At 72.4% G+C, this 26,740-nt stretch carries 24 protein-coding genes and 1 pseudogene; 20 read left to right on the forward strand and 5 right to left on the reverse strand.

The features are described 5' to 3' along the window. The first annotated feature begins 20 nt into the window (after positions 1 to 20). The 4 genes from ACWDZ4_RS05550 (at position 21) to ACWDZ4_RS05565 (ending at position 3,814) form a co-directional block, all read left to right on the forward strand. The gene (locus tag ACWDZ4_RS05550; RefSeq protein ID WP_451507147.1) at positions 21 to 1,601 is read left to right on the forward strand and encodes a flavin-containing monooxygenase; all 1,581 of its coding nucleotides are present in this window, start codon (positions 21 to 23) and stop codon (positions 1,599 to 1,601) included. Next, the gene (locus ACWDZ4_RS05555; RefSeq protein WP_451507148.1) at positions 1,598 to 2,539 is read left to right on the forward strand and encodes an alpha/beta fold hydrolase; all 942 of its coding nucleotides are present in this window, start codon (positions 1,598 to 1,600) and stop codon (positions 2,537 to 2,539) included. The genes ACWDZ4_RS05550 and ACWDZ4_RS05555 overlap by 4 nt, the downstream gene beginning before the upstream one ends. Continuing rightward, entirely contained in the window at positions 2,536 to 3,453 is a 918-nt protein-coding gene (locus tag ACWDZ4_RS05560) for an SDR family oxidoreductase (protein ID WP_451507149.1), read from the forward strand. The genes ACWDZ4_RS05555 and ACWDZ4_RS05560 overlap by 4 nt, the downstream gene beginning before the upstream one ends. A 100-nt stretch (positions 3,454 to 3,553) precedes the next feature. Beyond that, positions 3,554 to 3,814, forward strand: a complete 261-nt coding sequence (locus ACWDZ4_RS05565) for a hypothetical protein (RefSeq protein WP_451507150.1) — start codon at positions 3,554 to 3,556, stop codon at positions 3,812 to 3,814. A 186-nt stretch (positions 3,815 to 4,000) separates the two neighbouring features. Here ACWDZ4_RS05565 and ACWDZ4_RS05570 read toward each other — a convergent pair whose 3' ends face one another. Continuing rightward, positions 4,001 to 7,336: a S41 family peptidase gene (locus tag ACWDZ4_RS05570; protein WP_451507299.1), complete on the reverse strand. Its 3,336-nt coding sequence runs from the start codon at positions 7,334 to 7,336 to the stop codon at positions 4,001 to 4,003. Between the two features lie 439 nt (positions 7,337 to 7,775). On the opposite strand from ACWDZ4_RS05570, the gene ACWDZ4_RS05575 reads away from it, so the two are divergent. Together ACWDZ4_RS05575 and ACWDZ4_RS05580 are read left to right on the forward strand one after the other, a co-directional pair. Beyond that, complete coding sequence (locus ACWDZ4_RS05575) at positions 7,776 to 8,351, forward strand: TetR/AcrR family transcriptional regulator (protein WP_451507151.1); 576 nt, start codon at positions 7,776 to 7,778, stop codon at positions 8,349 to 8,351. Positions 8,352 to 8,497: 146 nt separating this feature from the next. Next, on the forward strand, positions 8,498 to 10,732 hold the full coding sequence (locus ACWDZ4_RS05580) for an MMPL family transporter (protein WP_451507152.1): 2,235 nt from the start codon (positions 8,498 to 8,500) through the stop codon (positions 10,730 to 10,732). A gap of 215 nt (positions 10,733 to 10,947) precedes the next feature. On the opposite strand, the gene ACWDZ4_RS05585 is transcribed toward ACWDZ4_RS05580, so the two are convergent. Beyond that, positions 10,948 to 11,331, reverse strand: a complete 384-nt coding sequence (locus tag ACWDZ4_RS05585; RefSeq protein ID WP_344496779.1) for an SsgA family sporulation/cell division regulator — start codon at positions 11,329 to 11,331, stop codon at positions 10,948 to 10,950. Positions 11,332 to 11,488: 157 nt separating this feature from the next. On the opposite strand from ACWDZ4_RS05585, the gene ACWDZ4_RS05590 reads away from it, so the two are divergent. The 10 genes and pseudogenes from ACWDZ4_RS05590 (at position 11,489) to ACWDZ4_RS05635 (ending at position 18,526) form a co-directional block, all read left to right on the forward strand. Then, positions 11,489 to 12,583 carry an energy-coupling factor ABC transporter permease gene (locus ACWDZ4_RS05590; protein ID WP_451507153.1) on the forward strand — a complete coding sequence of 365 codons (1,095 nt, stop codon included), beginning with the start codon at positions 11,489 to 11,491 and terminating at the stop codon, positions 12,581 to 12,583. A 1-nt stretch (position 12,584) separates the two neighbouring features. After that, a complete protein-coding gene (gene cbiQ, locus ACWDZ4_RS05595; RefSeq protein WP_451507154.1) occupies positions 12,585 to 13,346 on the forward strand; it encodes a cobalt ECF transporter T component CbiQ in 762 nt (253 codons plus the stop codon). Positions 13,347 to 13,357: 11 nt separating this feature from the next. Next, positions 13,358 to 14,101: an energy-coupling factor ABC transporter ATP-binding protein gene (locus tag ACWDZ4_RS05600; protein WP_451507300.1), complete on the forward strand. Its 744-nt coding sequence runs from the start codon at positions 13,358 to 13,360 to the stop codon at positions 14,099 to 14,101. 104 nt (positions 14,102 to 14,205) lie between these two features. Further along, a complete protein-coding gene (locus ACWDZ4_RS05605) occupies positions 14,206 to 15,363 on the forward strand; it encodes a serine hydrolase domain-containing protein (RefSeq protein ID WP_451507301.1) in 1,158 nt (385 codons plus the stop codon). A 7-nt stretch (positions 15,364 to 15,370) separates the two neighbouring features. Continuing rightward, positions 15,371 to 16,153 carry an SDR family NAD(P)-dependent oxidoreductase gene (locus tag ACWDZ4_RS05610; protein ID WP_451507155.1) on the forward strand — a complete coding sequence of 261 codons (783 nt, stop codon included), beginning with the start codon at positions 15,371 to 15,373 and terminating at the stop codon, positions 16,151 to 16,153. Between the two features lie 199 nt (positions 16,154 to 16,352). Further along, positions 16,353 to 16,676, forward strand: a complete 324-nt coding sequence (locus ACWDZ4_RS05615) for a helix-turn-helix transcriptional regulator (protein ID WP_451507156.1) — start codon at positions 16,353 to 16,355, stop codon at positions 16,674 to 16,676. Next, positions 16,651 to 17,592: a transcriptional regulator gene (locus ACWDZ4_RS05620; protein ID WP_451507157.1), complete on the forward strand. Its 942-nt coding sequence runs from the start codon at positions 16,651 to 16,653 to the stop codon at positions 17,590 to 17,592. Before ACWDZ4_RS05615 ends, ACWDZ4_RS05620 begins: the two co-directional genes overlap by 26 nt. A gap of 277 nt (positions 17,593 to 17,869) precedes the next feature. Then, positions 17,870 to 18,088, forward strand: a pseudogene (locus tag ACWDZ4_RS05625) (hypothetical protein); the annotation flags it as partial. 67 nt (positions 18,089 to 18,155) lie between these two features. Beyond that, positions 18,156 to 18,326 (forward strand): hypothetical protein, encoded by a 171-nt coding sequence (locus ACWDZ4_RS05630; RefSeq protein WP_451507158.1) that lies wholly within the window; start codon positions 18,156 to 18,158, stop codon positions 18,324 to 18,326. Then, entirely contained in the window at positions 18,323 to 18,526 is a 204-nt protein-coding gene (locus ACWDZ4_RS05635) for a hypothetical protein (RefSeq protein WP_451507159.1), read from the forward strand. Before ACWDZ4_RS05630 ends, ACWDZ4_RS05635 begins: the two co-directional genes overlap by 4 nt. 173 nt (positions 18,527 to 18,699) lie before the next feature. On the opposite strand, the gene ACWDZ4_RS05640 is transcribed toward ACWDZ4_RS05635, so the two are convergent. The 3 genes from ACWDZ4_RS05640 to ACWDZ4_RS05650 form a co-directional block, all read right to left on the reverse strand. Further along, positions 18,700 to 19,191, reverse strand: a complete 492-nt coding sequence (locus ACWDZ4_RS05640) for a YbaK/EbsC family protein (RefSeq protein WP_451507160.1) — start codon at positions 19,189 to 19,191, stop codon at positions 18,700 to 18,702. Positions 19,192 to 19,248: 57 nt separating this feature from the next. After that, the gene (locus ACWDZ4_RS05645; protein WP_451507161.1) at positions 19,249 to 20,880 is read right to left on the reverse strand and encodes a penicillin-binding transpeptidase domain-containing protein; all 1,632 of its coding nucleotides are present in this window, start codon (positions 20,878 to 20,880) and stop codon (positions 19,249 to 19,251) included. 151 nt (positions 20,881 to 21,031) lie between these two features. After that, positions 21,032 to 22,762 (reverse strand): dolichyl-phosphate-mannose--protein mannosyltransferase, encoded by a 1,731-nt coding sequence (locus ACWDZ4_RS05650; protein WP_451507162.1) that lies wholly within the window; start codon positions 22,760 to 22,762, stop codon positions 21,032 to 21,034. A 61-nt stretch (positions 22,763 to 22,823) separates the two neighbouring features. Here ACWDZ4_RS05650 and rsmI point away from each other — a divergent pair, with 61 nt between their 5' ends. The 4 genes from rsmI to ACWDZ4_RS05670 all read left to right on the forward strand — a co-directional run bounded on the left by rsmI (position 22,824) and on the right by ACWDZ4_RS05670 (position 26,659). Continuing rightward, entirely contained in the window at positions 22,824 to 23,720 is an 897-nt protein-coding gene (gene rsmI, locus ACWDZ4_RS05655) for a 16S rRNA (cytidine(1402)-2'-O)-methyltransferase (RefSeq protein WP_451507163.1), read from the forward strand. Positions 23,721 to 23,848: 128 nt separating this feature from the next. After that, entirely contained in the window at positions 23,849 to 24,262 is a 414-nt protein-coding gene (locus tag ACWDZ4_RS05660; RefSeq protein ID WP_451507164.1) for a hypothetical protein, read from the forward strand. 86 nt (positions 24,263 to 24,348) lie between these two features. Further along, entirely contained in the window at positions 24,349 to 25,221 is an 873-nt protein-coding gene (locus ACWDZ4_RS05665) for a TatD family hydrolase (RefSeq protein ID WP_451507165.1), read from the forward strand. 109 nt (positions 25,222 to 25,330) lie between these two features. Beyond that, positions 25,331 to 26,659, forward strand: coding sequence for a ubiquitin-like domain-containing protein (locus ACWDZ4_RS05670; protein WP_451507166.1), 1,329 nt, complete (start codon positions 25,331 to 25,333; stop codon positions 26,657 to 26,659). Positions 26,660 to 26,740 lie beyond the last annotated feature (81 nt).

Here is a 26,740-nt window from a genome sequence, read left to right on the forward strand (position 1 = left end):
AGACCGCGGGAGGCGTCGGCATGGCCGAGCACGAGCACGTACGAGTGGCGGTGATCGGATCCGGATTCGGCGGCCTGGGCGCCGCGGTCCGGCTGCGCCGCGAGGGGATCACCGACTTCGTCGTCCTGGAGCGCGCCGGCGCGGTGGGCGGCACCTGGCGGGACAACAGCTATCCGGGCTGTGCGTGCGACGTGCCCTCCCACCTGTACTCGTTCTCCTTCGCGCCCAACCCGGACTGGCCACGCACGTTCTCGGGGCAGGAGCACATCAGGGCGTACCTGGAGCACGTCACCGACACCTTCGGGCTGCGGCCGCACATCCGGCTGAACCACGAAGTGAGAATGGCGCGCTGGGACGGCGACGAGCTGCGCTGGGAGATCGAGACCGCGCGCGGGACGATCACCGCGGACGTGGTGGTGTCCGCGACCGGGCCGCTGTCGGACCCGAAGATTCCGGATGTGCCGGGACTCGACGGCTTCCCCGGCAAGGTCTTCCACTCGGCGCGGTGGGACCACGGTTACGACCTGCGCGGCAAGCGCGTGGCGATGATCGGGACGGGCGCCTCCGCGATCCAGATCGTGCCGTCGATCCAGCCCGACGTCGCGAAGCTGACGCTCTTCCAGCGGACGCCGCCGTGGGTGATGCCGCGCATGGACCGGGCGATCACCGGGCCCGAGCGGTGGTTGCACCGGCAGCTGCCGTTCACCGGGAAGGCGCGGCGCGGACTGCTCTTCGGAATAAGGGAGTTGCAGGTCACCGCGTTCACCAAGCACCCCGAGCGGCTCGGCGTTGTCGAGTCGCTCGCCAGGGCCAACATGGCCAAGGCCATCAAGGACCCGGCGCTGCGGGCCAAGCTGACACCGTCGTACCGGATCGGCTGCAAGCGCATCCTGCTGTCGAGTTCGTACTATCCGGCGCTCGCGCAGCGGAACGTGGACGTCGTCGCCTCGGGGCTGAAGGAGGTGCGCGGGTCCACGGTCGTGGCGGCCGACGGGACGGAGGCCGAGGTCGACGCGATCGTCTTCGGTACGGGCTTCCGCGTCACCGACATGCCGATCGCCGAGCGGATGGTGGGCGCGGACGGCATCACGCTCGCCGAGGCGTGGAAGGACGGGATGGAGTCGCTGCGCGGTGCGACGGCGGCCGGGTTCCCCAACTGGATGACGGTCATCGGGCCGAACACCGGGCTCGGGAACAGCTCGATGATCCTGATGATCGAGTCGCAGCTGAACTACCTGGCCGACTACCTCCGGAAGTTGGCGGACCTGGGCGGCAGGGCGGCGCTGGGCGCGCGGCCTTCGGCCGTGCACGCGTGGAACCGGCGGGTGCAGGACCGGATGAAGCGGACCGTGTGGAACACGGGCGGCTGCGACAGCTGGTACCTGGACGCGAACGGCCGCAACACCACCATCTGGCCGGGGACGCCGAGCGAGTTCCGGCGCGCGACGAGGGAAGTGAATCTGGTGGAGTACGAGGTGCTACGGGCGCGGGCATCGGCCGAATCCGGTGCGGGTGCGGGTGCGGGTGCGGGTGCGGGTGCGGGTGCGGGTGCGAGCGCCGGCGCGGGTGCCGGCACCGGGGCCGCGGAGGCAGTCGCGTGAGCCGGCTGATGCGAGCCGTCGGCGAGCCGCTCGTCCCCTCGCGCGAACTGACCGCCGTCTCCGCCGACGGATCGCGGCTGCACGTCGAGGTGTACGGGCCCGGCGGCGCCCCCGCACTCGTCCTGGCGCACGGCTGGACCTGCTCGACGCTCTTCTGGTCGGCGCAGATACGTGAACTCGCCGGCGCCGGCGGGTACCGGGTCGTGGTCTACGACCAGCGGGGACACGGGCGTTCCCCCGCCGTCGGGCCGGGCGGCTACAGCACGGACGCCCTCGCCGACGACCTCGAAGCGGTGCTCGCCACCGTCCTCGCGCCGGGCGAGCGGGCCGTACTGGCCGGGCACTCCATGGGCGGCATGACGATGATGGCCGCCGCCGGACGGCCCGGGTTCCGCGAGCACGCGGCCGCCGTTCTGCTGTGCAGCACGGGTGGTTCGCGGCTGGTCGCCGAGTCGCTCGTACTGCCGATGCGGCCCGGCCGGCTGCGGACGCGGATGACGCGCGCGGTGCTGGGGGCGCGTGCGCCGCTGGGGCCCGTCACGGCGCTGTCGAAGGCGCTCCTCAAGTACGGGACGATGGGGCCCGGGACCTCGCCGGAGCGGGTGGCGGAGTGCGCCCGTATCGTGCACGCCTGTCCGCGGGCCGCGCGCGTGGCCTGGTCGCACGTGCTCGGCGAGCTCGATCTCGTGGCGCGGATAAGGGAGTTGGACGTGCCCACCGCTGTCATCGCGGGGACCGCCGACCGGCTGACGCCGCCCGTGCACGCCCGCGAGATCGTGGCCGCGCTGCCGCATTCGCTGGGGCTCACCGAGCTGACCGGCGTCGGGCACATGACGCCGGTGGAGGCGCCCGAGGCCGTCACGGCGAAACTCCGCGAACTGGTGACCACGTACGTCACCCCCACCGTCCGTGACGAGGAGAAGGAGCAGACCGTATGAGCGGCAGGCGGAACCTGGAGGGGCAGGTCGCGGTCGTCACGGGCGCGGCGCGGGGCGTCGGCGAACTGCTGGCCCGCAAGCTGTCGGCGCGCGGCGCGAAGGTGGCGCTGGTCGGCCTGGAGCCGGACGGGCTGAAGCAGGTGGCGGGGCGGCTGCACTCCGACGCGGACTGGTGGTACGCCGACGTCACCGACCACGAGGCGATGGCGCGGGTCGCACGGGAGGTGAAGGAGCGGTTCGGGAAGGTCGACATCGTCGTGGCCAACGCGGGGGTCGCTTCCGGGGGGCCGTTCGCGGACTCGGATCCGGTCGCCTGGCGGCGGGTCGTCGAGGTCAACCTGATCGGCGGGGCGGTGACGGGGCGGGCGTTCCTGCCGGTGCTCCTGGAGAGCCGGGGGTACTTCCTCCAGATCGCGTCGCTGGCCGCGATCACGCCGGCGCCGATGATGACGGCGTACTGCGCGTCGAAGTCGGGCGTCGAGGCGTTCGCGCACTCGCTGCGCGCGGAGGTCGGTCACCGGGGGGTGCGGGTCGGGGTCGGGTACCTGTCGTGGACCGACACGGACATGGTGCGGGGCGCGGACGAGGACGACGTGATGCGGGAGTTGCGGCAGCGGCTGCCGTGGCCCTCGAACCGGACGTATCCGCTCGGCCCGGCGGTCGACCGGATCGTCGCGGGGATCGAGCGGCGCTCCTCGCACGTGTACGCGCAGTGGTGGCTGCGGGGGATGCAGTCCGTGCGCGGGTATCTGCCGACGCTCATCGGGGTCGTGGGGCAGCGGGAGATGAAGCGGTTCGGGCCTCGGCTGGCAGGGGTGGGGAAGGGGCTCGTGGGGGCGGGGGGCGAGGCGGACGAGAAGGCGCGCGCGGAGGGTGTGCGGCGCACGGAGCGTACGTCGGGTACACCGCATTGATGATCGAAATGCGCTGAATGTCCGGTCGTGTCAGTCTGGTCGAGGCCCAAGGGGGCCGACACGCCCCACTTCCCCTCACACCCCTCTAGGAGTGAACTTCATGGGCATCGCAGACCAGTTCAAGGACAAGGCGCAGGAGCTCGCCGAGCAGGCCAAGCAGGCCAAGCAGGGTTCGCGCGGCACGAAGGGCGAGGCGTCGGAGCATGTCCGGCGGGCCCGGGAGGGCCGGAGCCAGGTCATGGGCCGGGACCTGGACCTGGACCGGGACACGGTCGGGGGCCGGGACACGGACCGTGACCGGGACACGGACCGGGAGATGCTTGATGAGCGGGACGAGGGCCAGGAGCGGCTCCGGTCTTGACGCGGCGCGACGGCTGAGGCGGCGCGTCTTGTCGCGCCGTTGCTCCGCCCCCGCCGCATGACCGTACGAAGGGCGCACCCGGTCACCACCGGGTGCGCCCTTTCGCGTGGCCGCACGGTGTCGCTGTCGCGGCGCTGTCACGGTGTCGCGGTGTCGCGGTGTCGCGGTGTCGCGGTGTCGCGGCTGTCACGGTGTCGCGCGCGGCGGGAGGGGAGGGCGGGTCCTGTCGGGGACGTTCGCGTACGTCGGAGGGGTCGACGCCGGCCGCGCTGCCAGCAGGTCCAGCGCCACCCGGACCGCGTCGTCCAGTTGGGCGTAGCGGCCCTCCGCCCAGTCGAGGGGGGTGCGCAGGGCTTCGATGTCCGGCTCCACGCCGTGGTTCTCCACCGACCACCCGTACGCGTCGAACCACGCCGCGTTCATCGGCACCGTGATCACCGTGCCGTCGCCCAGCGTGTGGCGGCCGGTCATGCCCACCACCCCGCCCCAGGTGCGCTGGCCCACCACCGGGCCCAGGCGCAGCAGTTTGAACGCCGCCGTGATCATGTCGCCGTCCGAGGACGTCGCCTCGTCGGCCAGGGCCACCACCGGGCCCCGGGGCGCGTCGGAGGCGTACGAGACCGGTTGCGCGTCGCGCGTCAGGTCCCAGCCGACGATGGTGCGGGTGAGCTTCTCCACCACCAGTTCGCTGATGTTCCCGCCCGCGTTGCCCCGTACGTCGACGATCAGGGCGGGGAGGGAGACCTCCCTGCGCAGGTCGCGGTTGAACTGGGCCCAGCCGGAGCCGCCCATGTCGGGGATGTGCAGGTAGCCGCACTTCCCGCCGCTCAACTTCCGTACCACTTCCCGGCGTTTGGCCACCCAGTCCTGGTAGCGGAGGGGGCGCTCGTCGACCAGGGGGACGATCGCGACCCTGCGGGCCGGGCCCTCCCCCTCCGCAGGCCGGAACGTCAGCTCGACCGTCGTCCCCCCGGCCGCCGCGAGGAGGGGGTACGGGCCCGCCACCGGATCCACCGGCCGGCCGTCCACGTGGGTGAGGACCGCGCCCTCCCGGATGCCCGTACCGGCCAGCGGCGAGCGCGCCTTGGAGTCGGACGACTCGCCGGGGAGGATCCGCCGGACCAGCCAGGTGCCGTCCCGGCACACGAAGTTGGCGCCGAGCAGCCCCACCGCGCGCTGGTAGTGCGGCGGCCCCTCGTTGCGGCGCGCGGCGGCGACGTACGCGTGCGAGGTGCCCAGCTCGCCCAGGACCTCGCGGAGCAGGTCCGCGAACTCGTCCGGGGTGGCGACCCGCTCCAGCAGGGGGCGGTACTGGTCGAGGACCGCGTCCCAGTCGATGCCGCACATGCCCGGTTCCCAGAAGTACGCCCGGACGATGCGGCCCGCCTCCGCGTACGCCTGCCGCCACTGCGCCCCCGGGTCGGCCTGGTGCATGATGCGGCGCATGTCCAGGTAGACCGTCGAGTCGCTGTCGCCGGACTCGGTGGCGGGGACCGCGCGCAGTTCGCCCTCGTCCATGACCACCAGACGCGATCCGTCGCCGCTCACCGCGAACCAGTCGAGGTCGTTCACGAGCTCGGTCTTGCGCGCCTTGGTGAGGTTGAAGTGTTCGAGGGTGGGGCGGCCCGACACGTCGGCCGGGTTGGCGAACGTCTCGCCGAGCGCTCCCGAGATCGGCCAGCGCAGCCACACCAGGCCGCCGCCGGAGACCGCGTGCAGCCCCGAGTACTTGGACGCGGTCACGGGGAAGGGCGTCACCCGGTTCGGCAGGCCCTCGACCTCCACCAGGACCGTCGTGCCGTCGGCGCTCTCGCTCTCCCCGGCGTCCGCCAGGTCCAGCCCGCCGGCCGCCGGACGGCCTTCCGCGGACATCGCGAAGGGGGACGGCGTCGCGGAGGAGAGCGGGACCAGGTAGGGGCGGCAGCCCAGGGGGAAGGAGAGGTCCCCGGTGTGGACGTCGTACACCGGGTCGAAGCCGCGCCAGGAGAGGAAGGCCAGGTAGCGGCCGTCGCTCGTGAAGACCGGGTTCTCGTCCTCGAAGCGGCCGTCGGTGACGTCGACGACCTGCCGGGTCTCGATCTTGGCGATCCTGATCTGGCGCAGGGAGCGGCCGATGCCGGGGTGCGACCAGGTCAGCCAGGCCCCGTCGGGGGAGAAGGCGAGGTCGCGGACCGGGCCGTTGAGGGACCGGACCAGTTCGGTGACCTCGCCGTCCGCGTCCTCCGCGTCCTCCGCGCCCTCTGCGGCCTTTGCGGCCTTTGCGGCCTTTGCGGCCTCTGCGCCCTCTGCGCCCTCCATGGTGTCGACCAGGAGGAGCCGGCCGTCGTGCGAGGCGATCGCGATGCGCTCGCCCTCCGGATCCGACACCAGTTCGTGTACGCGCCCGAGCCGGCCGGACGCGAGGCGGCGCGGTGCGCGGTCGCCGCTGGCGCGCGGCAGGTACGCGATCTCGACGGCGTCCTCGCCCTCGGCGTCCGTGACGTACGCGACCTTGCCGCCGCCACCGAGCATCTCGGGCAGGCGGGTCCGTACGCCCGGGGTGTCCGTGATGGTGCGGGCCGGGCCGTCGCGGTGGGTGAGCCAGTACAGGCTGCCGCGGACGACGACGGCGCTGGCGCGGCCGGTCGTGTCGACGGACAGGCCGTCGATGTTGCTGGCGGCCGGGACGTGGTGGGGGCGCCGGCCGGCGCGGGGGCCGCCGAGACGGACGTCCAGGCGGCGCGGGGTCGCGCCGGGGGACAGGTCGTCCACCAGCCACAGGTCGCCCGCGCACTGGTAGACGACGCGGGCGCCGTCGCTGGAGGCGTTGCGTGCGTAGAACGCGTCGTGGTCGGTGTGGCGGCGCAGGTCGGTGCCGTCGTACGCGCAGGAGTAGAGGTTGCCCACGCCCTCGTGGTCGGAGAGGAACGCGACGCGTCCGTTCACGAACATGGGGCAGTTGAGGTGGCCGCCGATGTCGGGGAGCAGCCGCTCGCCGTGCAGCCACAGGCGGCCGGTCGCGCCGCCCCGGTAGCGCTTCCAGGCGGCGGGTTCGTGCGGGGGCTTGCCGGTGAGCAGGAGCGTGCGGCGCTCGCCGTCGATGTCCGCGACCGCGATGTCGGAGACCGGGCCCCAGGGCAGCTGGGCGCCGGGGCCACCGTCGGTGGGGAGGGTGTAGGCCCAGGAGAAGTGCGAGAAGGGCTGGCCGTGGGAGGCGACGGCCAGGATGTGCGGGGGGCTGTCGGGTGTTCCGGGTGCCCAGCCGCAGACGCGGGTGTCGAGCGAGCCCCAGTGACTGAGCCTGCGGGCGGGCCGGCCGCCGTCCACGGGCAGGAGGTGGACCTCGGGGTCGAGGCTGCGCCAGGTCGTGAACGCGATGTGGCGGCCGTCGGGGGAGAAGCGGGGGTGGGAGACCTTGGTGCGGTCGACGGTGAGGCGCCAGGCCCGGTCCGGCTGCTTTCCGGGGGGCGCGATCGCGGCCAGCCAGAGGTCGTCCTCCGCCGTGAAACAGAGGAGGTCGCCGTGCAGGTGCGGGAAGCGCAGGTACGGGTGGGTGCCGTCGGCGGGGGCGCCGTCGCTTCGGGGCGGTCGTGTCGCGGGGGCGTCGGGGCCGGTGCCGCGCCGGGGCGTCTCCTCGGGCGCCGGACGCCCGGGTACGCCGGTGCGTTCGGGGCGGTCGCGTCCGGCGTCCCGCGGGGAGCGCCCCGGCACGTCCCCTTCCGCCACCGTGTCGGGCGAGGCGGCGGTCGGCGCCTCCCGCGCGGGAGCGGCCGGAGAGATGCCCGTGGTGCCCAGGGGCTCGGGGGGTGCGGTCTCTTGCGGGCCGACGGACCCGGGTTCGTCGCTCACCCCCCAATGCTTTCCGCCCGGAGGGGGCGCGGCAACTTGTGGCGCAGAACACCACCGAAACGGTTTCGTTTCGATGAGGTGTGGGCGTATGTTGTGGTGTACGAAACCGTTTCGTTCAGGAGAGGGGTGGAGGATGGCGCGCACACGGCTCACGGCCGAGCGTGAGGGTGAGTTGTACGGAGCCGTGCTCGACCTGCTCCGCGAAGTCGGCTACGACGCCCTGACCATGGATGCCGTCGCGTCCCGCACCCGGTCCAGCAAGGCCACCCTCTACCGCCAGTGGGGGAGCAAGCCGGAACTGGTCGCCAGGGCGCTGCGCCACAGCAAGCCGGTCAGTACCGCCGACGTCGACACCGGCACGCTGCGCGGGGACTTCCACGCCCTGGTGGAGCGCTCCGACGACTGTCAGCTGGAGAGGGACTCCGCGCTGATGCGGGGTCTCGCCCAGGCCGTGCACCAGAACCCCGATCTCCACCAGGCGCTTCGGGAGCTGCTCGTCGCCCCCGAGCTCACCGGGCTCGACGGCCTGCTGCGGCGGGCCGTGGACCGGGGCGAGATCCCCGCCGGGACGCCCGCCCTGCGGTACGTCCCGCACATGATGCTGGGCGCCTTCGTCGCCCGGGAGCTCATCGAGGACCGGTCGCCCGACCGGGCCTTCCTCGCCGACTACGTCGATGCCGTGGTGCTGCCCGCGCTGGGTGTCGCCTGACGGCCGCAGTACCTCGGCGGCGCCGCGGGGTCCCCACCCGGTGCCCGTCCCCGTAGAAACGCCCCACCTGACGCGCACCGCTCTCGTCGTCGGGCTGGTTCCCCCTGCCCTGCTCGTCCCAACGACCTGACCGGGAGTACGCCCTCGTGGCCACTTTCCTTTACAGACTCGGCCGGTTCGCCTTCCGCCGCCGCCCCTTCGTCGCTCTCGCGTGGACAGTCCTGCTGGTGCTCGCCGGCCTCGGCGCCGCCTCCGCTTCCACCGCCGTCTCCAGTTCCTTCTCCATACCGGGGACCGAGGCCCAGAAGGCCTTCGACCTGCTCGACCGGCGCTTCCCCGGCGCCGCCGCGGACGGTGCCACCGCCCGCGTGGTGTTCAAGGCTCCCGAAGGGGAGCGGATGACCGACGCCGGACACCGGAGCGAGGTGGAGAAGGTCGTCGAGGGGCTCAGGTCCGGTGCCGGGGCCGAGCAGATCGCCTCGGTCGTCGACCCGTACGCCGGCAAGGCCGTGAGCCGTGACGGTACGACGGCGTACACCCAGGTCTCCTACAAGGTCAGCGGGATGGAGCTGACCGAGGAGGCCAGGCAGGCGCTCGTCGAGGCCGGGGACGAGGCCCGGGACTCCGGGCTGGCCGTCGAGATCGGCGGTGACGCGCTCCAGGCCGTGCCCGAGACCGGGTCGGGCGAGATCATCGGCGTCGCGGTCGCCGCGATCGTGCTGGTGGTGACCTTCGGGTCGCTGGTGGCCGCCGGGCTGCCGCTGCTCACCGCGCTCATCGGCGTGGGCATCGGGGTCTCCACGATCACCGCGCTCGCGAATGTCCTCGATCTCGGCTCCACGACGTCGACGCTCGCGATGATGATCGGCCTCGCGGTCGGCATTGACTACGCGCTGTTCATCGTCTCCCGCTACCGGGCCGAGCTGGCCGAGGGGCGTGAGCCGGAGGACGCGGCCGGGCGGGCCGTCGGAACCGCCGGGTCCGCCGTCGTGTTCGCCGGGCTGACCGTGGTGATCGCGCTCGTGGGGCTCGCCGTCGTCGACATCCCGATGCTGACGAAGATGGGCTTCGCCGCGGCCGGCACGGTCGTGATCGCCGTTCTCGTCGCGCTCACGCTGGTTCCCGCCCTGCTCGGGTTCGCGGGCAGGAAGGTCTTCGGGCGCAAGGCGCGGAAGCGACAGGGACAGCGACAGGGACAGGGGCAGGGACAGGCCGCCGAGGCGGGCAAGCCCAACATGGGTACGCGCTGGGCCCGTCTCGTACTGCGCCGGCCGATCGCCGTCCTGGTCACCGCCGTGGTCGGGCTCGGTGTGGTCGCCGTACCCGCCGCCTCGCTGGAGATGGGGCTGCCCGACGACGGGTCGCAGCCGGTCAGCACCACGCAGCGCAAGGCGTACGACCTCCTCTCGGACGGGTTCGGGCCCGGCTTCAACGGGCCGCTGATGGTCGTGGTCGACGTCGAGGGAGCCGAGCGGCCCCAGGACGCGGTCGGCCGGGTCACCGGCATCGTGAAGGGCCTGGACGGCGTCGCCGCCACCGTGCCCGGACCGCTGAACAAGGCCGGCGACACGGCGGTCGTCACCGTCGTCCCGAAGGACCGGCCCAGCTCCGAGGAGACCGAGGAGCTGGTGCACGCGATCCGCGACGCGGGTCCCGGCATCACGTCCGACACCGGTGCCGAGGTCCTGGTGACCGGTGCCACGGCCATGAACATCGACTTCTCGCAGAAGATGAACGACGCGCTGCTGCCGTACCTCGCGCTCGTCGTCGGCCTCGCGTTCCTGCTGCTGATGCTGGTGTTCCGCTCGGTCCTCGTTCCGCTCAAGGCGGCGCTCGGGTTCCTGCTGTCCGTGGTGGCGGCGCTCGGCGCGGTCGTCGCGGTCTTCCAGTGGGGCTGGCTGGCGGAGGTGATCGGTGTGGAGCAGACCGGCCCCGTGATGTCGATGATGCCGATCTTCATGGTGGGTGTCGTCTTCGGCCTCGCCATGGACTACGAGGTCTTCCTCGTCACGCGCATGCGTGAGGCGTACGTCCACGGGGAGCGGCCGGGACAGGCGGTCGTCACCGGCTTCCGGCACGGCGCGCGGGTCGTCACCGCCGCCGCAGTGATCATGATGGCCGTCTTCGCCGGGTTCATCGGATCGAGCGAGTCGATGGTCAAGATGATCGGCTTCGGGCTGGCGATCGCCGTCTTCTTCGACGCCTTCGTCGTACGGATGGCCATCGTGCCCGCCGTGCTGGCGCTGCTCGGTGAGAAGGCGTGGTGGCTGCCGCGCTGGCTCGACAGGGCGCTGCCGAACGTGGACGTCGAGGGCGAACAGCTGCGCAAGCAGCTGGGCGACGACGCCTCCGAGGGCGAGCGCGAGCTGGTGCGCGCCTAGGCGCCAGGCGCTGGGAAGCTCCGGGGCCGCCTCTTGAGCGGAGGGGCGGCCCCGGTCGCGCACCGGCTCGTGGGGACGGGATCCGGTGCGAGGGTGAGATCCCCCTGGTCCTCCTGGTCCTGCTGGTCCTGCTGGTCCTGCTGGTCCTGCTGCTCCTGCTGGTCCCCCGGCCCCCCTGGCCGGAAGACCAGGGGGACCTCACCGTTTCCCGGTTCTCAGCGGGCGGCTTCGGGGGCCACGGGCTCCTCGACCGCGTGCGTACGCTCCAGGAAGCGGCGCAGCGGCGCCCTGTCGAACTGGATCACCGCCGTGCCCTGCGGCGAACGCAGCTCCATCACGGCCTGTACCCGGCCGCACGGCCAGACCCGGACGTCGCCGGCCTCGGTCTCGGCCGGACGGGTCAGGCCCGCCTCCAGGAGGGCGCGGTCGAAGACCCACTCGTTGGCGGCGCCGTCGGGCGAGACGTCCGGCGGGAAGACCAGGCGCACCGCGCGCGGGTCCCTCTCCGGGTCGTAGCGGAGGGCGACGGGGACGGCGTGACGCTGGGGGCCATCGGTGATGAGGCAGGCCCGTGCGTGGCCCTCGATTGCCGGCTGCATCGGGCTACTCCTCAAATTTGCGGCTTTTGTCCCTTAATATCCCATATTCTGCGGTGCGCGCCAGGCTCCACTTGTGACCCGTTCGCTCTTGCGACCTCTTTGCAGGAGGGCACTATCATCGAACGGTTAACCACCCCGCAGGAAGCGGAGCCTCCCCATGCATGTCCCCGACGGATTCATCAACACACCTGTTTCGGCTGTGGCGGGCGTCGCAGCCGTGGCCGCCGTCGCCGTCAGCCTGCGCGGAGCGCGCCGCGAACTGGACGAGAAGACGGCCCCGCTCGCGGGACTCGTCGCCGCGTTCGTCTTCGCCGTGCAGATGCTGAACTTCCCGGTCGCGGCCGGCACCAGCGGTCATCTGCTCGGCGGCGCGCTCGCCGCGATCCTGGTCGGCCCGTTCACGGGAGTGCTCTGCATCTCGGTCGTCCTGCTGATGCAGGGCATCCTCTTCGCGGACGGCGGCCTCACCGCGCTCGGGGTGAACATCACCGTCATGGGCGTGGTCACGGTCGTCGTCGCGTACGCGCTCTTCCGCGGCCTCGTGAAGATCCTGCCGCGCGGGCGCCGCTCGGTCACCGCCTCCGCGTTCGTCGCCGCCCTGGTGTCCGTGCCCGCCGCGGCCGCCGCCTTCACGCTGATCTACGCCGTCGGCGGCACGACGGACGTGCCGATCGGCAAGGTGCTGACCGCGATGGTCGGCGTACACGTCCTCATCGGCATCGGCGAGGCCGCGATCACCGCGCTGACCGTGGGCGCCGTCATCGCCGTACGCCCCGACCTGGTGCACGGCGCGCGCGGGCTCGCCGCCCCGCTCAAGCTGCTGGTGGGCGGCGAGCTGGTGGACGCGGCTCCGGCCGAGGCGCCCGCTCCCGCCGAGGCACCCGGCCCCGCCGCCGCCCGCTCCACCCGCAAGGTCTGGGGCGCCGGGCTGGCCGCCGCGTTCGTCCTCGCCGGGTTCGTGTCGTTCTACGCCTCCGCCAGCCCGGACGGACTGGAGAAGGTCGCCGCCGACCAGGGCATCGACAAGAACGTCGAGGAGCACGACGCCGCCGGTTCCCCGCTCGCCGACTACACCGTCGAGAGCATCAGCGACGGCCGTCTCTCCGGCGGCCTCGCGGGCGTCGTCGGCGTCGGCGCGACCGTCGCCGTCGGCAGCGGCGTCTTCCGGACGGTGCGGCGCCGGCGCGGACAGCAGCAGCAGTCGGCGGCCGAGGCCCCGTCGGCGCGTACCGAGGAAAAGGAAACCGCCTGACATGGGCGCGGGCCACGCCCACAAGCTCTACCGGCACGGGCACACCGCCGTGCACGCCCTGCCGCCGCACTGCAAGCTCGTCGCCGTCTTCTGCTTCGTGCTCGTCGTCGTGTCGACACCGCGCGAGGCGATGTGGGCGTTCGGCGTGTACGCCGCGCTGCTCGGCGCGGTCGCCTACGCCGCCCGCGTTCCGGCCGGCTACCTGCTCAAGCGGCTGCTCATCGAAGTGCCCTTCGTCGCCTTCGCCGCCTTGATGCCCTTCGTGGCCGAGGGGGAGCGGGTGGAGGTGCTGGGCATGTCGCTGAGCGTCTCCGGCCTGTGGGGCGCCTGGAACGTCCTCGCCAAGGGAACGCTCGGAGTCGCCGCCTCCGTGCTGCTCGCCTCCACCACGGAGCTGCGCTCCCTGCTGCTCGGACTCCAGCGGCTGAAGCTGCCGCCGATGCTCGTCCAGATCGCGTCGTTCATGATCCGCTACGGCGATGTGATCACGGACGAGATGCGGCGGATGTCGATCGCGCGGCGCTCGCGCGGGTTCGAGGCGCGGGGCGTGCGGCACTGGGGCGTCCTGGGCAAGACGGCGGGTGCGCTCTTCATCCGCTCGTACGAGAGGGGCGAACGCGTGCATCTGGCCATGGTCAGCAGGGGGTACACGGGCACCATGCCGGTGATCGACGAGGTGACCGCGACGCGGACGCAGTGGTCGTACGCGGCCGCGCTCCCGGTGTCCGCGCTGGCGGTCTGTCTGCTGGGACGGACCCTGTGACCGATACGACGATGTCCCTCGAGGTCAGCGGCCTCGCCTACGCCTACCCCGACGGCCACCAGGCCCTCTTCGGCGTCGACCTGTCCGTCGCGCACGGCGAGCGCGTCGCGCTGCTCGGCCCCAACGGCGCCGGCAAGACCACGCTCGTACTGCACCTCAACGGCATCCTCACGGCCGGCGCGGGGTCGGTGACGGTGGCCGGGCTGCCGGTCGGCAAGCGGCACCTCGCCGAGATCCGGCGCCGTGTCGGCATCGTCTTCCAGGACCCCGACGACCAGCTCTTCATGCCGACCGTCCGCGAGGACGTGTCCTTCGGCCCGGCGGCGGCCGGCATGCGCGGCGCGGAGCTGGAGGCGTGCGTGAGGGGGGCGCTGGAGCGGGTCGGCATGGCGGAGTACGCCGACCGGCCGCCGCACCACCTGTCGTTCGGGCAGCGGCGCCGGGTGGCTGTCGCGACCGTACTGGCGATGGAGCCGGAGATCCTGGTGCTGGACGAGCCGTCGTCCAACCTGGACCCGGCCTCGCGGCGGGAACTGGCGGACATCCTGCGGGGGCTGGACATCACGGTGCTGATGGTCACGCACGACCTGCCGTACGCCCTGGAGCTGTGCCCGCGCTCGGTGATCCTGAGCGGCGGCGTGATCGTGGCGGACGGGCGGACGCAGGAGCTGCTGTCGGACGAAGCGGTGATGCGGGCGCACCGGCTGGAGCTGCCGTTCGGGTTCGACCCGGGTTCGGTGCGGGTGGAGGCGTAGGGACCGGCCGGCTGGGGAAAGCCCCGCGCGGCGCCACCCGCACCCCCCGCCACCCCGCCCCGCAGGGCCGTTGCACCATGGTGGGCATGAGCGCGAGCGCAGCAGTGGATGCACGGGGCACGGTGGCGGCCGGATTCGAACCGGTCAGGGACGCGTTCGTGCGCAACTTCGGGCAACGGGGCGAGCGAGGAGCCGCCGTCGCCGTCTACCGGGACGGCCGCAAGGTCGTCGACCTGTGGGCGGGGACGCGCGACGTGGACGGCGCCGAGCCGTGGGCCGTGGACACCGCCCAGGTCGTACGGTCCGCGACCAAGGGCGTGGCCGCCGCCGTGCCGCTGCTGCTGCACCAGCGCGGACAGATCGACCTGGACGCGCCGGTCGCCACGTACTGGCCGGAGTTCAAGGCCAACGGCAAGGAACGGGTCCTCGTACGGCACCTGCTGTCCCACCGGGCGGGCGTACCCGCGCTCGACCGCCCGCTGACGCCCGCCGAGGCGATCGACGGAGTGTCCGGCCCGCGCGCCGTCGCCGCCCAGGCGCCCGCCTGGGAGCCCGGGGCCGACCACGGCTACCACGCGCAGACGTACAGCTGGCTGATCGGCGAGCTCGTGAAGCGGGTGACGGGGCGGACCGTCGGGCGGTGGATCGCCGAGGAGATCGCCCGCCCGCTGGGGCTCGACTTCTGGGTCGGACTGCCGGCGGACGAGGCGCACCGGGTGGGCCGGGCCGGTCCGGTCGAGGCGCCGCCCGTGGACGGCGGGGCGCTGCGGATGCGGCCCAGGCGGAGCGTGAGCGAGGCGTACGCGGACCCCGCGTCGCTCACCCGGCGCGCGTTCGACGCGATCGACCCGCGCGCGGACCTGAACGACCCGGCGTTCCGGGCCGCCGAACTCCCCGGCGCGAACGGGATATCCACCGCGCGGGCGCTGGCGCGCTGCTACGCCGCGATGATCGGGCCGGTCGACGGGCACCGCCTGTTCGCCCCGGCGACGCTCACGCTCGCGCGCACCGAGGAATCGGCCGGCCCGGACCGGGTCCTGATCGTCAACACCCGCTTCGGGCTGGGCTTCATGCTGCACGGCTCCGGCGCGCCGCTCCTGGCCCCCGGCTCGTTCGGGCACCCGGGGCGGGGCGGCTCGCTCGGGTTCGCCGATCCGGAGTCCGGGATCGCCTTCGGATACGTGACCAACGGGCACCAGAAGGGAGTCACCTCCGACCCGCGCGCGCAGGCCCTGGTCAGGGCGGTGCATGCCGCTGCATGATCGGCCCATGCTGACACAGCGGTTCGAGGGGTACGGCGTACTGGTCACCGGCGCCGGACAGGGCATCGGCGAGGCGACGGCGCGGCGGTTCGCGGCAGAAGGGGCGCGGGTCCTGGTCACCGACCTGGACGGGGACCGCGCGGAGAACGCCGCGGAGGCGATACCGGGTGCGCGGGCGCTGGCCTGTGACGTACGAGACGCCGAGGCGGTCGAGGCGGCGGTCGCTCACGCCGTACGGGAGTTCGGGGCGCTCGACGTGCTCGTGAACAACGCGTACGCGTGCGGGCCGGACACGGAGCTCTTCGAGGACGACGACGAGGCGGCGTGGCAGCGCGACCTCGACGTCACGCTCACCGGCGCGTACCGGTGCGCGCGGGCGGCGCTGCCGCACCTGGCCGCGTCGGGGCGCGGGGTGATCCTGAACGTCGGTTCGGTGAACGGGGAGCGTGACTTCGGCAACCACGCGTACAGCGCGGCCAAGGCGGGCCTCGCGAGCTTCACCCGGACACTGGCGGGGCACGCGGCGGCGCGGGGCGTACGGGTCAACCTGGTGGCGCCGGGGACGGTACGGACGGACGCGTGGGAGGGCAGGGACGGCGCGCTGGGACGGGCGTCGGCGCACTATCCGCTGGGCCGGGTCGGGGAGCCGGACGACATCGCGGCGGCGATCGCGTTCCTCGCGTCCCGCGACGCGGCGTGGATCACAGGGGTGACGCTCCCGGTGGACGGCGGCCTGCTGATCAGCAATCTGGGGATGCGTGGCGCGTTCGTCGGCCCGCAGGACCGCTGACCCGGGCCGCGCCCCGCCGGGATCAACTTCGGCACCCCCGCGCGCCCCAAAAGCTTCCGCCGGGCAGCGTCACCCAGTCCCGACGTACTTCCATCACCGGGGTGCGGCGGGGCTTTCGGTGTTCCGTCAAGGTGTCGCGGGTGCTTACGTGGATACGCGCCCGTTCGGCGTACCGTGGCACAGAAGGGAAGGGGGTGCGATGACAACCGCACTCGCGCAGAACGTCCGCAAGTACCGGCGAGCTGCCGGGCTCAGCCAAGAGCAACTAGCCGACGGCGCAGGGGTCTCCATCGGCACTGTCCGAAAGATCGAACAGGGCGGCGACGTACGGACGGACACGCTTCACACCCTCGCGCGAACCCTGGGGGTGGAGACAAGTGCCCTGTTCGCGACGGATGTACCCGAGCCGGTTGTAGGCGACGAGGGGACTCGGCGCTCTCTAGTGGAGCTACGAAAGGCACTCATGCCGCCCGTAGGTCTCGCCGCACCGGTTGGTGGTGACGGGCGAACCCACGGACCTTGATGAGCTGCACCGCCGTATTGCGGATTGCCACACGCTGTATTGGGCGGACCGCTACGACTCCGTCGCGCGCAAGTTGCCCGCTCTGCTGCGGGAGTCCGAGGTGACTGCCGCGAGGGCGGAGGGAGACGAAGACACGCGTTCCGCGCTGGTCGCTCGCACGCACTCGTTGCTGTTGGCCGGGAAGTACCTGACTCAAGTCAGGCAATACGACTTGGCCTATCACTCCCTCGCCGAAGCCATCCGACTGGGTCGTGAAACGGGGCAGTCGCCCACGGCCGGTACGGGCATCGTTGGCATGTGTTGGCTGCTGCTGAGGCAAGACCGATTCGATGAGAGCGAAGCGCTTGCCGCCCAAACCGCGGAAGCCATGGAGCCCCGCGTGTCGTCGGCCACGCCCGGAGAGCTGGCGGTGTGGGGTGAACTGTGGCTACGCGTGGCGTCCAGCGCAATGCGCAACAACCGCCCCGATGTAGCAACGGAAGCCCGCCGCATGGCGGGAACCGCAGCAAGCGCACTGGGCCGCGAACACAACAGCTTTCCAAACCACTGGGGTGGGTTCGGCCCCGTAACAGCAGAGATGAAAGCAACCGAAGACCTGGCGTTGGTTGGAGACTCTCGCGGGGTTCTTCGACGAGCCGATGAAGGGGTGTTGAGCAGTAAGGCACTCAAGTTCCTTGGGACGCCAACGGCACCTAACTGGGGTCGGCATCGGCTTGACGTTGCTCAAGCGCATGTGCGGCTTGGCTCGCACAGTGACGCTATGGCCGAACTGGCCGGGCTCCGAAACACATCGGCCGCGTGGCTCCGGCATCAGCCGTTGGCACGGTACGTCATGGGAGACGTACTCAAGTCCCGCAGACGGACGCTGACCACAGAGATGCGGGACATGGCTTCCTACCTGGGGGTTTTCGAGTAACCACTACGAAACGTGGTAGTTGCGCCGTTACTTAGCGCGAACTACCACGGACGGCACGTGGTCTGACCTGGTGTCATGGCTTTACGGTCGGGTTTCCGCCCCCACGGAAACCGGGAGACCAGGCCATGAACCGAAGTCCCGTGCAACGTGCTCGGCGACGTGTCTTGTACGACGCTTCCGCCGGGAACTGGTCCGACGCTGTGCTCACCGAGCCGGCGTCCGGGCCCCCGAAGAAAGACCCGCGTCCGGGCCTGCGCAGCGTCTCGGAGCCGCTGGGATGAGCGCTCCGATGGTTGGCGCGGTCCTGGTGGACACCAGCCGTGACGATCGTGTCGGGGAGTTCCGGGGAATCGCCGGCCCGTACTGGTCGCTGCGCCCCGTCTGCGGCGGAGCCGAGTGGGAAGCCGAGCCCGAGTCGGTCCGCACGGCCACCCCCGCTGAGCGGCTTGGCGCCATAAAAACCGGCTGCCGGGCCCGCCCCCGTGAGCCCGTGGTCCCGACCCTGGCCCACGCCGATCCCCGAGCACATCCGAGCTCTGCACACCCCGCTGCGGGGTGAAGACGTGGCACTCATCCGTCCCTACGCCTTCGCCGAAACCGCGATGGAACTCGGCGTGATCCACGAGCGTCGCCGGGCTGCCGCGCTCGCCTCACTCGGCGTGGACTACCCGTACACGTACGAGGGCGCACCGTTTCCCCGGTCCGCGTTCGCCGCTGCGGGGGTGACCGCGTGACCCGCGAAGCGCTCACCAACGAACTGCCCACCGTGAACGTGGCGCTCTGCGTCAAGTGCCACCAGCTCACCGACGCCCCGGTCCCCGTCCGCTGGATTCAGAGCAACAGCGGCCCCGGAACGACCCTCTACGCGTGCCCGGACCACGCGGCGGAACTCGTCCCCGGCCCCATCCCCGGAGAGCTGGAGCGGGGCGCTTAGCCCTTCCCAAGCAGCGAGACGCCCCGTGCGGCCCAAGTGCCGTACGGGGCTTCTGTCTTCTCTGACGTGCGCGTATGTTCGGAACTGGTAGTCGGGTGTGGTGGGGTGCGCCATCGCGTTCCAGCCGGCGTGCGTGATCGCGGCGGTCAGGACCGCCGCCGCGACGACAGGCGTCACCCGGCCCGCTCGCGCACGTCCACCAGCGTGCCGCCCGCATGGGCGATCAGCGTCTTCGGCTCCAGCGGGAAGACGGTGTGCGGGGTGCCCGCCGCCGCCCACACCACCGCGTGTGCGAGCAGGCCCCGGTCGGCCGGTACCCGGGTCTGCGTGCGGTGCCCGAAGGGCGGTACGCGGCCGATCGCGTAACCGGTGGTCTGCCGTACGAGATCCGCGCTCGCCCGCTTGACCTTCTCCGCGCCCGGTTCGCGTCGTACGAGCTCCACGTCGACCCGCGACGAACCGTCCACCAGGACCAGGACGGGCGCCCCGTCGGCCTCGAAGACCAGGGACTTCACGATCTCGTCGGCCTCGCAGCCGATCGCCGCCGCCGCCTCGGCGGCGGTGCGCGTGGCGTCGGGGAAGCGGCGTACCCCGAGGTCCGGGATGCCGAGCGCGCGCAGGGCTTCGGCGAACCGGGGAGGGGCTTGGCTTTCCGGAGTGCTCATGGCCCGCACGCCAGCGGTGGTGGTACGGGCCACGCGAGCCGGTTCCGCAGCCCTCCGTCACCCCGCCCGCAGCACGGCCGCCACCAGCGGGCCCGCCGCGTCGCCGCCGTGGCCGCCCGATTCGACGGACGCCGCCGCCGCCACGTCGTCGCTGAAACCGGCGAACCAGCTGTTGGACTTGCCCTGCCCGTCGACCTCCGCCGAACCGGTCTTGGCGCCCTTGTCACCGCCGACCGGGGCCATCGCCTCCGTGGCCGTGCCCCAGGACGCCGTCGCCGTCTGCCGCATCATGCCGAGCAGCTGGCTGTGCACGGAGGGCGACAGGGAGCGGGTCGCGGTCGCCAGCTGCCGGCCGTCGAGCGACTGCGGCACGATGACCGGCTGCTTGAACGTGCCGGCCTTGGCGGTGGCGGTGACCGACGCCATGTTGAGGGCGTTCATCTCGATCGCGCCCTGTCCGATGTACTGCGCCGCCGCCTCGCCGCCGGTGACCTCGGGCACCGAACCGTCCGCGGTGACGATGCCGGCCTGCCAGTTGTCCAGGCCGAGGCCGAAGACCTCACGCGCCGTCTTGGGCAGCGCCGCCTCGTCCTTGGTGTTGTCGATCAGCTTGATGAAAGCGGTGTTGCAGGAGCGGGCGAAGCTGGTGGCGAAAGTGCCGTCGGGGATCGCGAAGCCGTCCAGGTTGTGAAAGCTCCGGCCCTGGTAGAGCACGGTCTGCGGGCACTCCGCCGTGCGGTCCGCCCCGGCCAGGCCCTTCTCCAGCAGCATCGCCGCCGTCACGATCTTCATCGTGGAGCCGGGCGCCTGCTTGCCGAGGGCCGCCGCGTTGTAGCCGTCGGCGCGGTGGTTGGCGATCGCCAGGATCTCGCCCGTGCTGGGCTTGACCGCCGCGACCGACGCCTCGCTGTGCCGCTTCACCGCCGTCTCGGCCGCCGCCTGCACCTGCGCGTCCAGTGTCGTGGGGAGCTCGCCGGGCCTGCCCTTGGTGAGGGTGAGCACGGTCCGGGCGGGTGACGCGCCGCCCGGGCTCTCGACAGCCAGCTCGATGCCCGGCGTGCCGCCCGCCTGCTCGCCGTACTTCTCGCGCAGCGCGTCCAGGACCGGACCGAGCGACGGGTACTTCTCCTTCGTCAGCTCGGTGCCGTCGCGGTCGACCGCCCGGATGGGCGGGGCCGACGCCTCGCCCGCCCGCAGCGTCTCGCCGTCCTTCAGACCGGGGTGGAGGACGGACGTCTCCCAGTCGACCAGGGCCTTGCCCGAGGTCTTCCCGCGTACGACGGTCAGCTCCGACGCGTACGAGAACGCCTTGCTCTTCCCCTTGTACGTCACCGTGGCGTCGGCGGTGAACGGCACCGTCGCGCCGGCCGCCGTGCCCGGCGTCAGCCGCACCTCGCTGATGTGCGCCTCGTCGCGGTAGGCGAGCAGCGCGGGCTGCGCGGCGGCGGCGTTGTCCGTCAGCTCACCGGCCGCGCGGGCGTCGCCCTTCGCCCAGGCGGCGAGGAAGTCCTTCGTGGTCCGCTCGACCTCGTCCGCGCTCGGCGGCCCGGTCCTCTTCGGCGCCGAGGCGCCCGTGAGGTCCGTGCCGCCGGTTTCGCCGCTCACCACGGAGTAGGCGCCGTAGCTCACGCCCCCGGCCGCGACCAGGAACACCCCGCCGACTATGGCGACCTTCGCTCCACCACGCATGCTGTGCCGTCCCCTCCCCAGGAGTCCTCCTGAACTGAACGTGTTCAAGAAGTGCTGTACCGCACTGTACGGGACACCGGTGACACCGGGGGGCGACCGTTACAGGACCGGGACGGACGGTTCGGACGGCCGGGGAGGGGGGCGCCCGCACTCACACCCAGGTGTCGAGCCAGATGCGGTTGCGCCACTCCTCTGTCGGGATCGTCCGGCCGGTGTAGATCGGCCAGAAGTAGATGAAGTTCCAGATGATGAGGAGCACGAGGACCCCCGCGCCGACCGCCCCCACCGTCCGCCGCCGTTCGTCCGAGCCCGGTGGCCCCAGCATCGCGCCGATCATCATCGCCACCGCCAGGCACAGGAACGGCACGAAGACGACGGCGTAGAAGAGGAAGATCGTGCGCTCCTGGTAGAAGAACCAGGGCACCCAGCCCGCCGCGATGCCGCACGCGATCGCGCCCGCGCGCCAGTCGCGCCGGAAGGCCCACCGCCACAGCACGTACAGCACCGCGAAACACGCAGCCCACCACAGCAGCGGGGTGCCGAGCGCCAGCACCTCCTGGGCGCAGTCGCCGGTCCCGGTCGCCGGGCAGCCCTCCTTGCCGGGCTTCGGCGACTCGTAGAAGTACGAGACGGGGCGGCCCAGGACGATCCAGCTCCAGGGGTTCGACTGGTAGGTGTGGCCCGACGTCAGGCTGATGTGGAAGCTGTAGACCTCGGTCTCGTAGTGCCACAGGCTGCGCAGCCAGTCGGGCAGCCAGGTCCAGTCGCCGCCCCTGCCGTCGCCCTGGGCCCAGTTCCGGTAGTAGCCCCCCTTGGTGACGATCCAGCCCGTCCAGGAGACGAGGTACGTCACGAAGGTGACCACGACCGTCGCCACGAAGGCGGGCACGACGTCCCGCTTCAAGACCGCCGCGTACGGCCGCAGCGCGCCCGCCGTCCGGCGCGCGCCCACGTCCCACACCACCGTCATCAGGCCGAACGCCGCCAGGACGTACAGGCCGTTCCACTTGGTGCCGAACGCCAGCCCCAGGCACACGCCGGCCGCGATCCGCCACGGCCGCCACCCGAGCCGCAGCCCCTGTGCGACACCGGCGTCCGGGCGCAGCACGCCCTCCTCGGCGTCGTACGGCAGCGCCGCCGCGAGCCGGCGCCGGGACCGGTCGCGGTCGACCAGCAGACAGCCGAACGCGGCCAGCACGAAGAACATCAGCACCTGGTCGAGCAGCGCCGTGCGGCTCATCACGAAGTGCAGGCCGTCGACCGCGAGCAGCACGCCCGCCAGACACCCCAGGAACGTCGAGCGGAAGAGGCGGCGCCCGATCCGGCAGAGCATCAGGACCGAGAGGGTTCCGAGTACGCACACCATGAAGCGCCAGCCGAAGGGCGTGAACCCGAAGAGCTGCTCGCCGATCCCGATGACCCACTTGCCGACCGGCGGATGCACCACGTAGCCGGGATCGTCCGGGACCGGGACCGCCGACGGGTCGGCGAGGATCTTCTTGTCGACGTCCTTGGGCCACTGGCCCTCGTACCCCTGGTGGATGAGCGCCCAGGCGTCCTTGGCGTAGTACGTCTCGTCGAATATCACCGCCTTGGGGCTGCCCAGGTGCCAGAACCGCAGCAGCCCGGCGACGAGCGCGACCAGCAGCGGCCCGCCCCACGCGGCCCAGCGCACCAGGTGCCCCGCGAGTACGGGCGGCACCCCGAGCACCCGCCAGACCTGGGTGCCGGGCCTGCTGTACGGCGGCACGAGCCGCATCCGCAGCCCGACGTGGCGGCCGGGCCCGGGCGCGTAGCCGAATCGGCGCAGCCGCCGCTGCCATGGAGGCGGCTGTTCCCCGGGGGCCCGGCCCTGCTGGGCTTCTGACGCGGTACTGGTCACCGCGCCATCGTAGGGAACACATCTGTGCGCGTCGCCCGTGCGCCCTGGGAGGATGGTCCTTGTGACTGGAACGACTGGAACGACCGGAACGCTCGTCCTCGCGGGGACTCCCATCGGCGACGTGGCCGACGCGCCGCCCCGCCTCGCCGCCGAACTGGCGACGGCCGACGTCGTGGCCGCCGAGGACACCCGCCGGCTGCGCCGCCTGACGCAGGCGCTCGGCGTGCAGACGACGGGGCGCGTGGTGTCGTACTTCGAGGGCAACGAGTCCGCCCGTACGCCCGAACTCGTCGAGGCGCTGGAGGACGGCAAGCGGGTCCTGCTGGTCACCGACGCGGGCATGCCGTCGGTCTCCGACCCCGGCTACCGGCTGGTCGCCGCGGCCGTCGAGAAGGACATCAAGGTCACGGCCGTGCCGGGCCCGTCGGCCGTACTGACCGCCCTGGCCCTGTCCGGCCTGCCCGTCGACCGCTTCTGCTTCGAGGGCTTCCTGCCGCGCAAGGCGGGCGAGCGCCTCGGCAAGCTGCGGGAGGTGGCGGAGGAGAAGCGCACGATGGTGTTCTTCGAGGCGCCGCACCGCCTCGACGACACCCTCGCCGCGATGGCCGAGGTCTTCGGCGCCGAGCGCAGGGCCGCCGTGTGCCGCGAGCTGACCAAGACGTACGAGGAGGTGAGGCGCGGCCCGCTGAAGACGCTCGCCGCCTGGGCGGCCGAAGGGGTACGGGGGGAAATCACCGTCGTGGTGGAAGGCGCCCCCGACGCCGGACCGCAGGATCTGGACCCGGCGGAACTGGTGCGCAGGGTGCAGGTGCGCGAGGAGGCGGGGGAGCGGCGCAAGGAGGCGATCGCGGCGGTCGCCGCCGAGGCGGGCCTGCCCAAACGCGAGGTGTTCGATGCCGTCGTCGCGGCAAAGAACGCGGCACGGACGGGCTCCGCGGACGGCAAAGGACTATCGTGAACAGGTAAAGCGCAGACCGCGCACCGGGCCTTTTTCCATGGAAAGGCCAAGTCCGCTCCATATTTCGACAGGCCCCGATGCGCTCCCGCCGAGACAGGCGTCCACTGGACCAGTGGAAAGGAGCTGGCATGAGCGAGATCGCAGACCCCGCCGGCACAGGAACCGTCGTTCACGAGGCCTACGCCTTCGCCTGCATGAGGTGCGGCCACGGGTGGGAGCAGTCGTTCGAGATACATCACCACGTCGACGCCAAGGGCCACGCATTCGTGACCTACACGGCTGACGGCGAGCGAGTTCCTTCGCCGCTTTCCCGCCCCACCTGTCTGAACTGCGGCGGACACGTCGTGCGCATCATGAAGGCCGGTCAGGTCTCCTCGATCAGGGAGATGCTGCGGGCCGCCGTGGTGGACGTCCCCGTGGGCGGACCGGTGGTGGGAATGCCGGGGCCGGCGCCGGACCGCGACGACGCCCCGGGTCCGGTACGGGTGAAGCGCCACCGGCACCTGTCGGATCTGCTGCATCCGTTCCACCACCGGAAGTAGCCGGAAGCAGGGGGCCGCCGCACCGGGCCGCCGCACCGGACCGCCGCGCCACGGGCACGGCGTGTGGTTTTCGTACGATCGTGACCATGAGCCCCAAGGACGCACTTCCGCCGCTGCCCGAGCCCCTCCGGGGAGAGGTCGCCGATTCGCACACCCACCTGGACATGCAGGACGGCACGGTCGAGGAGGCACTGGAGAAGGCCGCCTCGGTCGGCGTCACGACCGTCGTCCAGGTGGGCTGCGACGTGCTGGGCTCGCGCTGGGCGGCCGAGACCGCGGCGGCGCACGAGAACGTCCACGCCGCCGTGGCCCTGCACCCCAACGAAGCCCCCCGCATCGTCCTGGGGGACCCTGGGGGAGGCGGGTCGCGGCAGGGCGCCCGGACCGCGGGCGGGGACGAGGCGCTCGACGACGCGCTCACCGAGATCGACCGGCTGGCGGCCCTGCCGTACGTACGCGGTGTCGGCGAGACCGGTCTCGACTACTTCCGTACGGGCCCCGAGGGCATGGCCGCCCAGGAGCGGTCCTTCCGCGCCCACATCGAGATCGCCAAGCGCCGCGGCAAGGCGCTCGTCATCCACGACCGCGAGGCGCACGAGGACGTGCTGCGCGTTCTGGAGGAGGAGGGCGCCCCCGAGCGGACCGTCTTCCACTGCTACTCCGGCGACGCCGCGATGGCCGAAGTCTGCGCCCGCAAGGGCTACTTCATGTCCTTCGCGGGGAACATGACCTTCAAGAACGCCCAGCACCTGCGGGACGCGCTCGCCGTCGCGCCGCTGGAACTGGTGCTCGTCGAGACGGACGCGCCGTTCCTGACCCCCGCGCCCTACCGCGGACGGCCCAACGCCCCGTACCTCATTCCGGTCACCGTGCGGGCCATGGCGGCGGTCAAGGGGGTCGAGGAGGACGTGCTGGCCGCGGCGCTCGCCGCGAACACGGCCCGCGCGTTCGACTACTGACGGTAGTCGACGCGACTCTCCGTGGTCGGATTGCCTTGGAGAGTGACCGCGGCTCCGCTAGTGTCCCGGCCCGCAGCGTCATCGGGGCGGACCGGACTTCTGGAGCGTCGTGGGCAATTCGCAGGGCAGTCACCGGGCGGTGCGCGGCAGCGGCCGCCGTACGGCGGAGTACGGCGCGCCGCCGCTGGTGGTGCCGTCCTACGGGCTCCGGGAGGTGCGGCTGCCCCGCCAGAGCCCCGGCGCGTCCGCCCCGCCCGCCCCGCCCGCCCCGCCCGAGGTGCCCGGCGGTGGGAGCGGCAGGGCGGAGGCCCGGCGCGCCGCCGGGCGCCGCAGGGGCGCCGAGCGCCCGGAGGCGCTGCGCCGCCTCGTGCCGCAGGCGCTGCTCGTCGTGTTCCTGGCCGGCGGCACCTCGGCGTTCGTCGCCCACGACAAGGCGGTGAAGCTGAGCGTCGACGGCGTACCCCGCACGATGCACACCTTCGCCGACGACGTCACCGAGCTGCTGGAGGACCAGGGCGTCGAGGTGGGGGCGCACGACCTCGTCGCGCCCGCGCCCGGCGAGGCGCTGGCGAGCGGCGACGAGGTGGTGGTCCGGTACGGCCGCCCCGTGGCCCTGACACTGGACGGGCAGCGGCGCCGGGTGTGGACCACCGCCCGTACGGTCGAGGGCGCACTGCGCCAGCTCGGGGTGCGCGCGGAGGGCGCGTACCTCTCCGCCTCGCGCTCCCTGGAGATCGGGCGGGCGGGGCTGGCGCTGGACGTACGCACCGAGCGGGCCGTCACGTTCATGGCGGACGGGCGCGAGCGCACCGTCCGCACGAACGCCGCGACCGTGCGGGAGGCGGTCGAGGAGGCCGGCATCACCCTGCGCGGCCAGGACACCACCTCCGTGCCGCCCGGCAGCTTCCCGCGCGACGGGCAGACGGTCACCGTGATGCGGATCAGGGGCACGGAGGAAGTACGCGAGGAGATCATTCCGTTCGCCGTCGAGAGGACGGCCGACCCGTCCCTCTTCAAGGGCACCGAAGCGGTCGTGCAGGCCGGGCAGTACGGCTCCAGGAAAATCACGTACTCCGTCCGGATCGTCAACGGGGTCAGGCAGAAGCCGAGAAGGATCGCCGAGGAGATCGCGCGGGAGCCGGTCGCCCAGCGCGTGAAGGTCGGCACCAAGGAGCGGCCGGCCTCCGTGTCCGGGGCCGACGGGCTGGACTGGGACGGGCTCGCCCGCTGCGAGTCCGGGGGGCGGCCCGGCGCGGTGGACTCCACGGGCCATTACGGCGGCCTCTACCAGTTCGACACGCAGACCTGGCAGGCGCTGGGCGGCCGCGGGCGGCCGCAGGACGCGAGCGCGGGCGAGCAGACGTTCCGGGCGAAGAAGCTGTACGTGCAGCGGGGGGCCAGTCCTTGGCCGCACTGCGGGGGCAGGCTGCGGGGGTGAGGCGGGAGGACTTCGGGGGCGGTGCGGTCGCCGTTCTCCGCAGGGGCTCCGGGGCCGGTGCCGCGCCGGGGCGTCTCCTCG

The organism is Streptomyces sp. NPDC003016 (assembly GCF_053591455.1).

What these genes read in the sequence shown, in the direction of transcription:
- ACWDZ4_RS05660 (WP_451507164.1), top strand. Translation starts at nt 23,849, where the DNA reads ATGAGCGAGATCGCAGACCCCGCCGGCACAGGAACCGTCGTTCACGAG.
- cbiQ (WP_451507154.1), top strand. Translation starts at nt 12,585, where the DNA reads ATGGGCGCGGGCCACGCCCACAAGCTCTACCGGCACGGGCACACCGCC.
- ACWDZ4_RS05585 (WP_344496779.1), bottom strand. Translation starts at nt 11,331, where the DNA reads ATGCAGCCGGCAATCGAGGGCCACGCACGGGCCTGCCTCATCACCGAT.
- ACWDZ4_RS05610 (WP_451507155.1), top strand. Translation starts at nt 15,371, where the DNA reads ATGCTGACACAGCGGTTCGAGGGGTACGGCGTACTGGTCACCGGCGCC.
- ACWDZ4_RS05665 (WP_451507165.1), top strand. Translation starts at nt 24,349, where the DNA reads ATGAGCCCCAAGGACGCACTTCCGCCGCTGCCCGAGCCCCTCCGGGGA.
- ACWDZ4_RS05615 (WP_451507156.1), top strand. Translation starts at nt 16,353, where the DNA reads ATGACAACCGCACTCGCGCAGAACGTCCGCAAGTACCGGCGAGCTGCC.
- ACWDZ4_RS05565 (WP_451507150.1), top strand. Translation starts at nt 3,554, where the DNA reads ATGGGCATCGCAGACCAGTTCAAGGACAAGGCGCAGGAGCTCGCCGAG.
- ACWDZ4_RS05560 (WP_451507149.1), top strand. Translation starts at nt 2,536, where the DNA reads ATGAGCGGCAGGCGGAACCTGGAGGGGCAGGTCGCGGTCGTCACGGGC.
- ACWDZ4_RS05640 (WP_451507160.1), bottom strand. Translation starts at nt 19,191, where the DNA reads ATGAGCACTCCGGAAAGCCAAGCCCCTCCCCGGTTCGCCGAAGCCCTG.
- ACWDZ4_RS05575 (WP_451507151.1), top strand. Translation starts at nt 7,776, where the DNA reads ATGGCGCGCACACGGCTCACGGCCGAGCGTGAGGGTGAGTTGTACGGA.
- ACWDZ4_RS05645 (WP_451507161.1), bottom strand. Translation starts at nt 20,880, where the DNA reads ATGCGTGGTGGAGCGAAGGTCGCCATAGTCGGCGGGGTGTTCCTGGTC.
- ACWDZ4_RS05590 (WP_451507153.1), top strand. Translation starts at nt 11,489, where the DNA reads ATGCATGTCCCCGACGGATTCATCAACACACCTGTTTCGGCTGTGGCG.
- ACWDZ4_RS05600 (WP_451507300.1), top strand. Translation starts at nt 13,358, where the DNA reads ATGTCCCTCGAGGTCAGCGGCCTCGCCTACGCCTACCCCGACGGCCAC.
- ACWDZ4_RS05550 (WP_451507147.1), top strand. Translation starts at nt 21, where the DNA reads ATGGCCGAGCACGAGCACGTACGAGTGGCGGTGATCGGATCCGGATTC.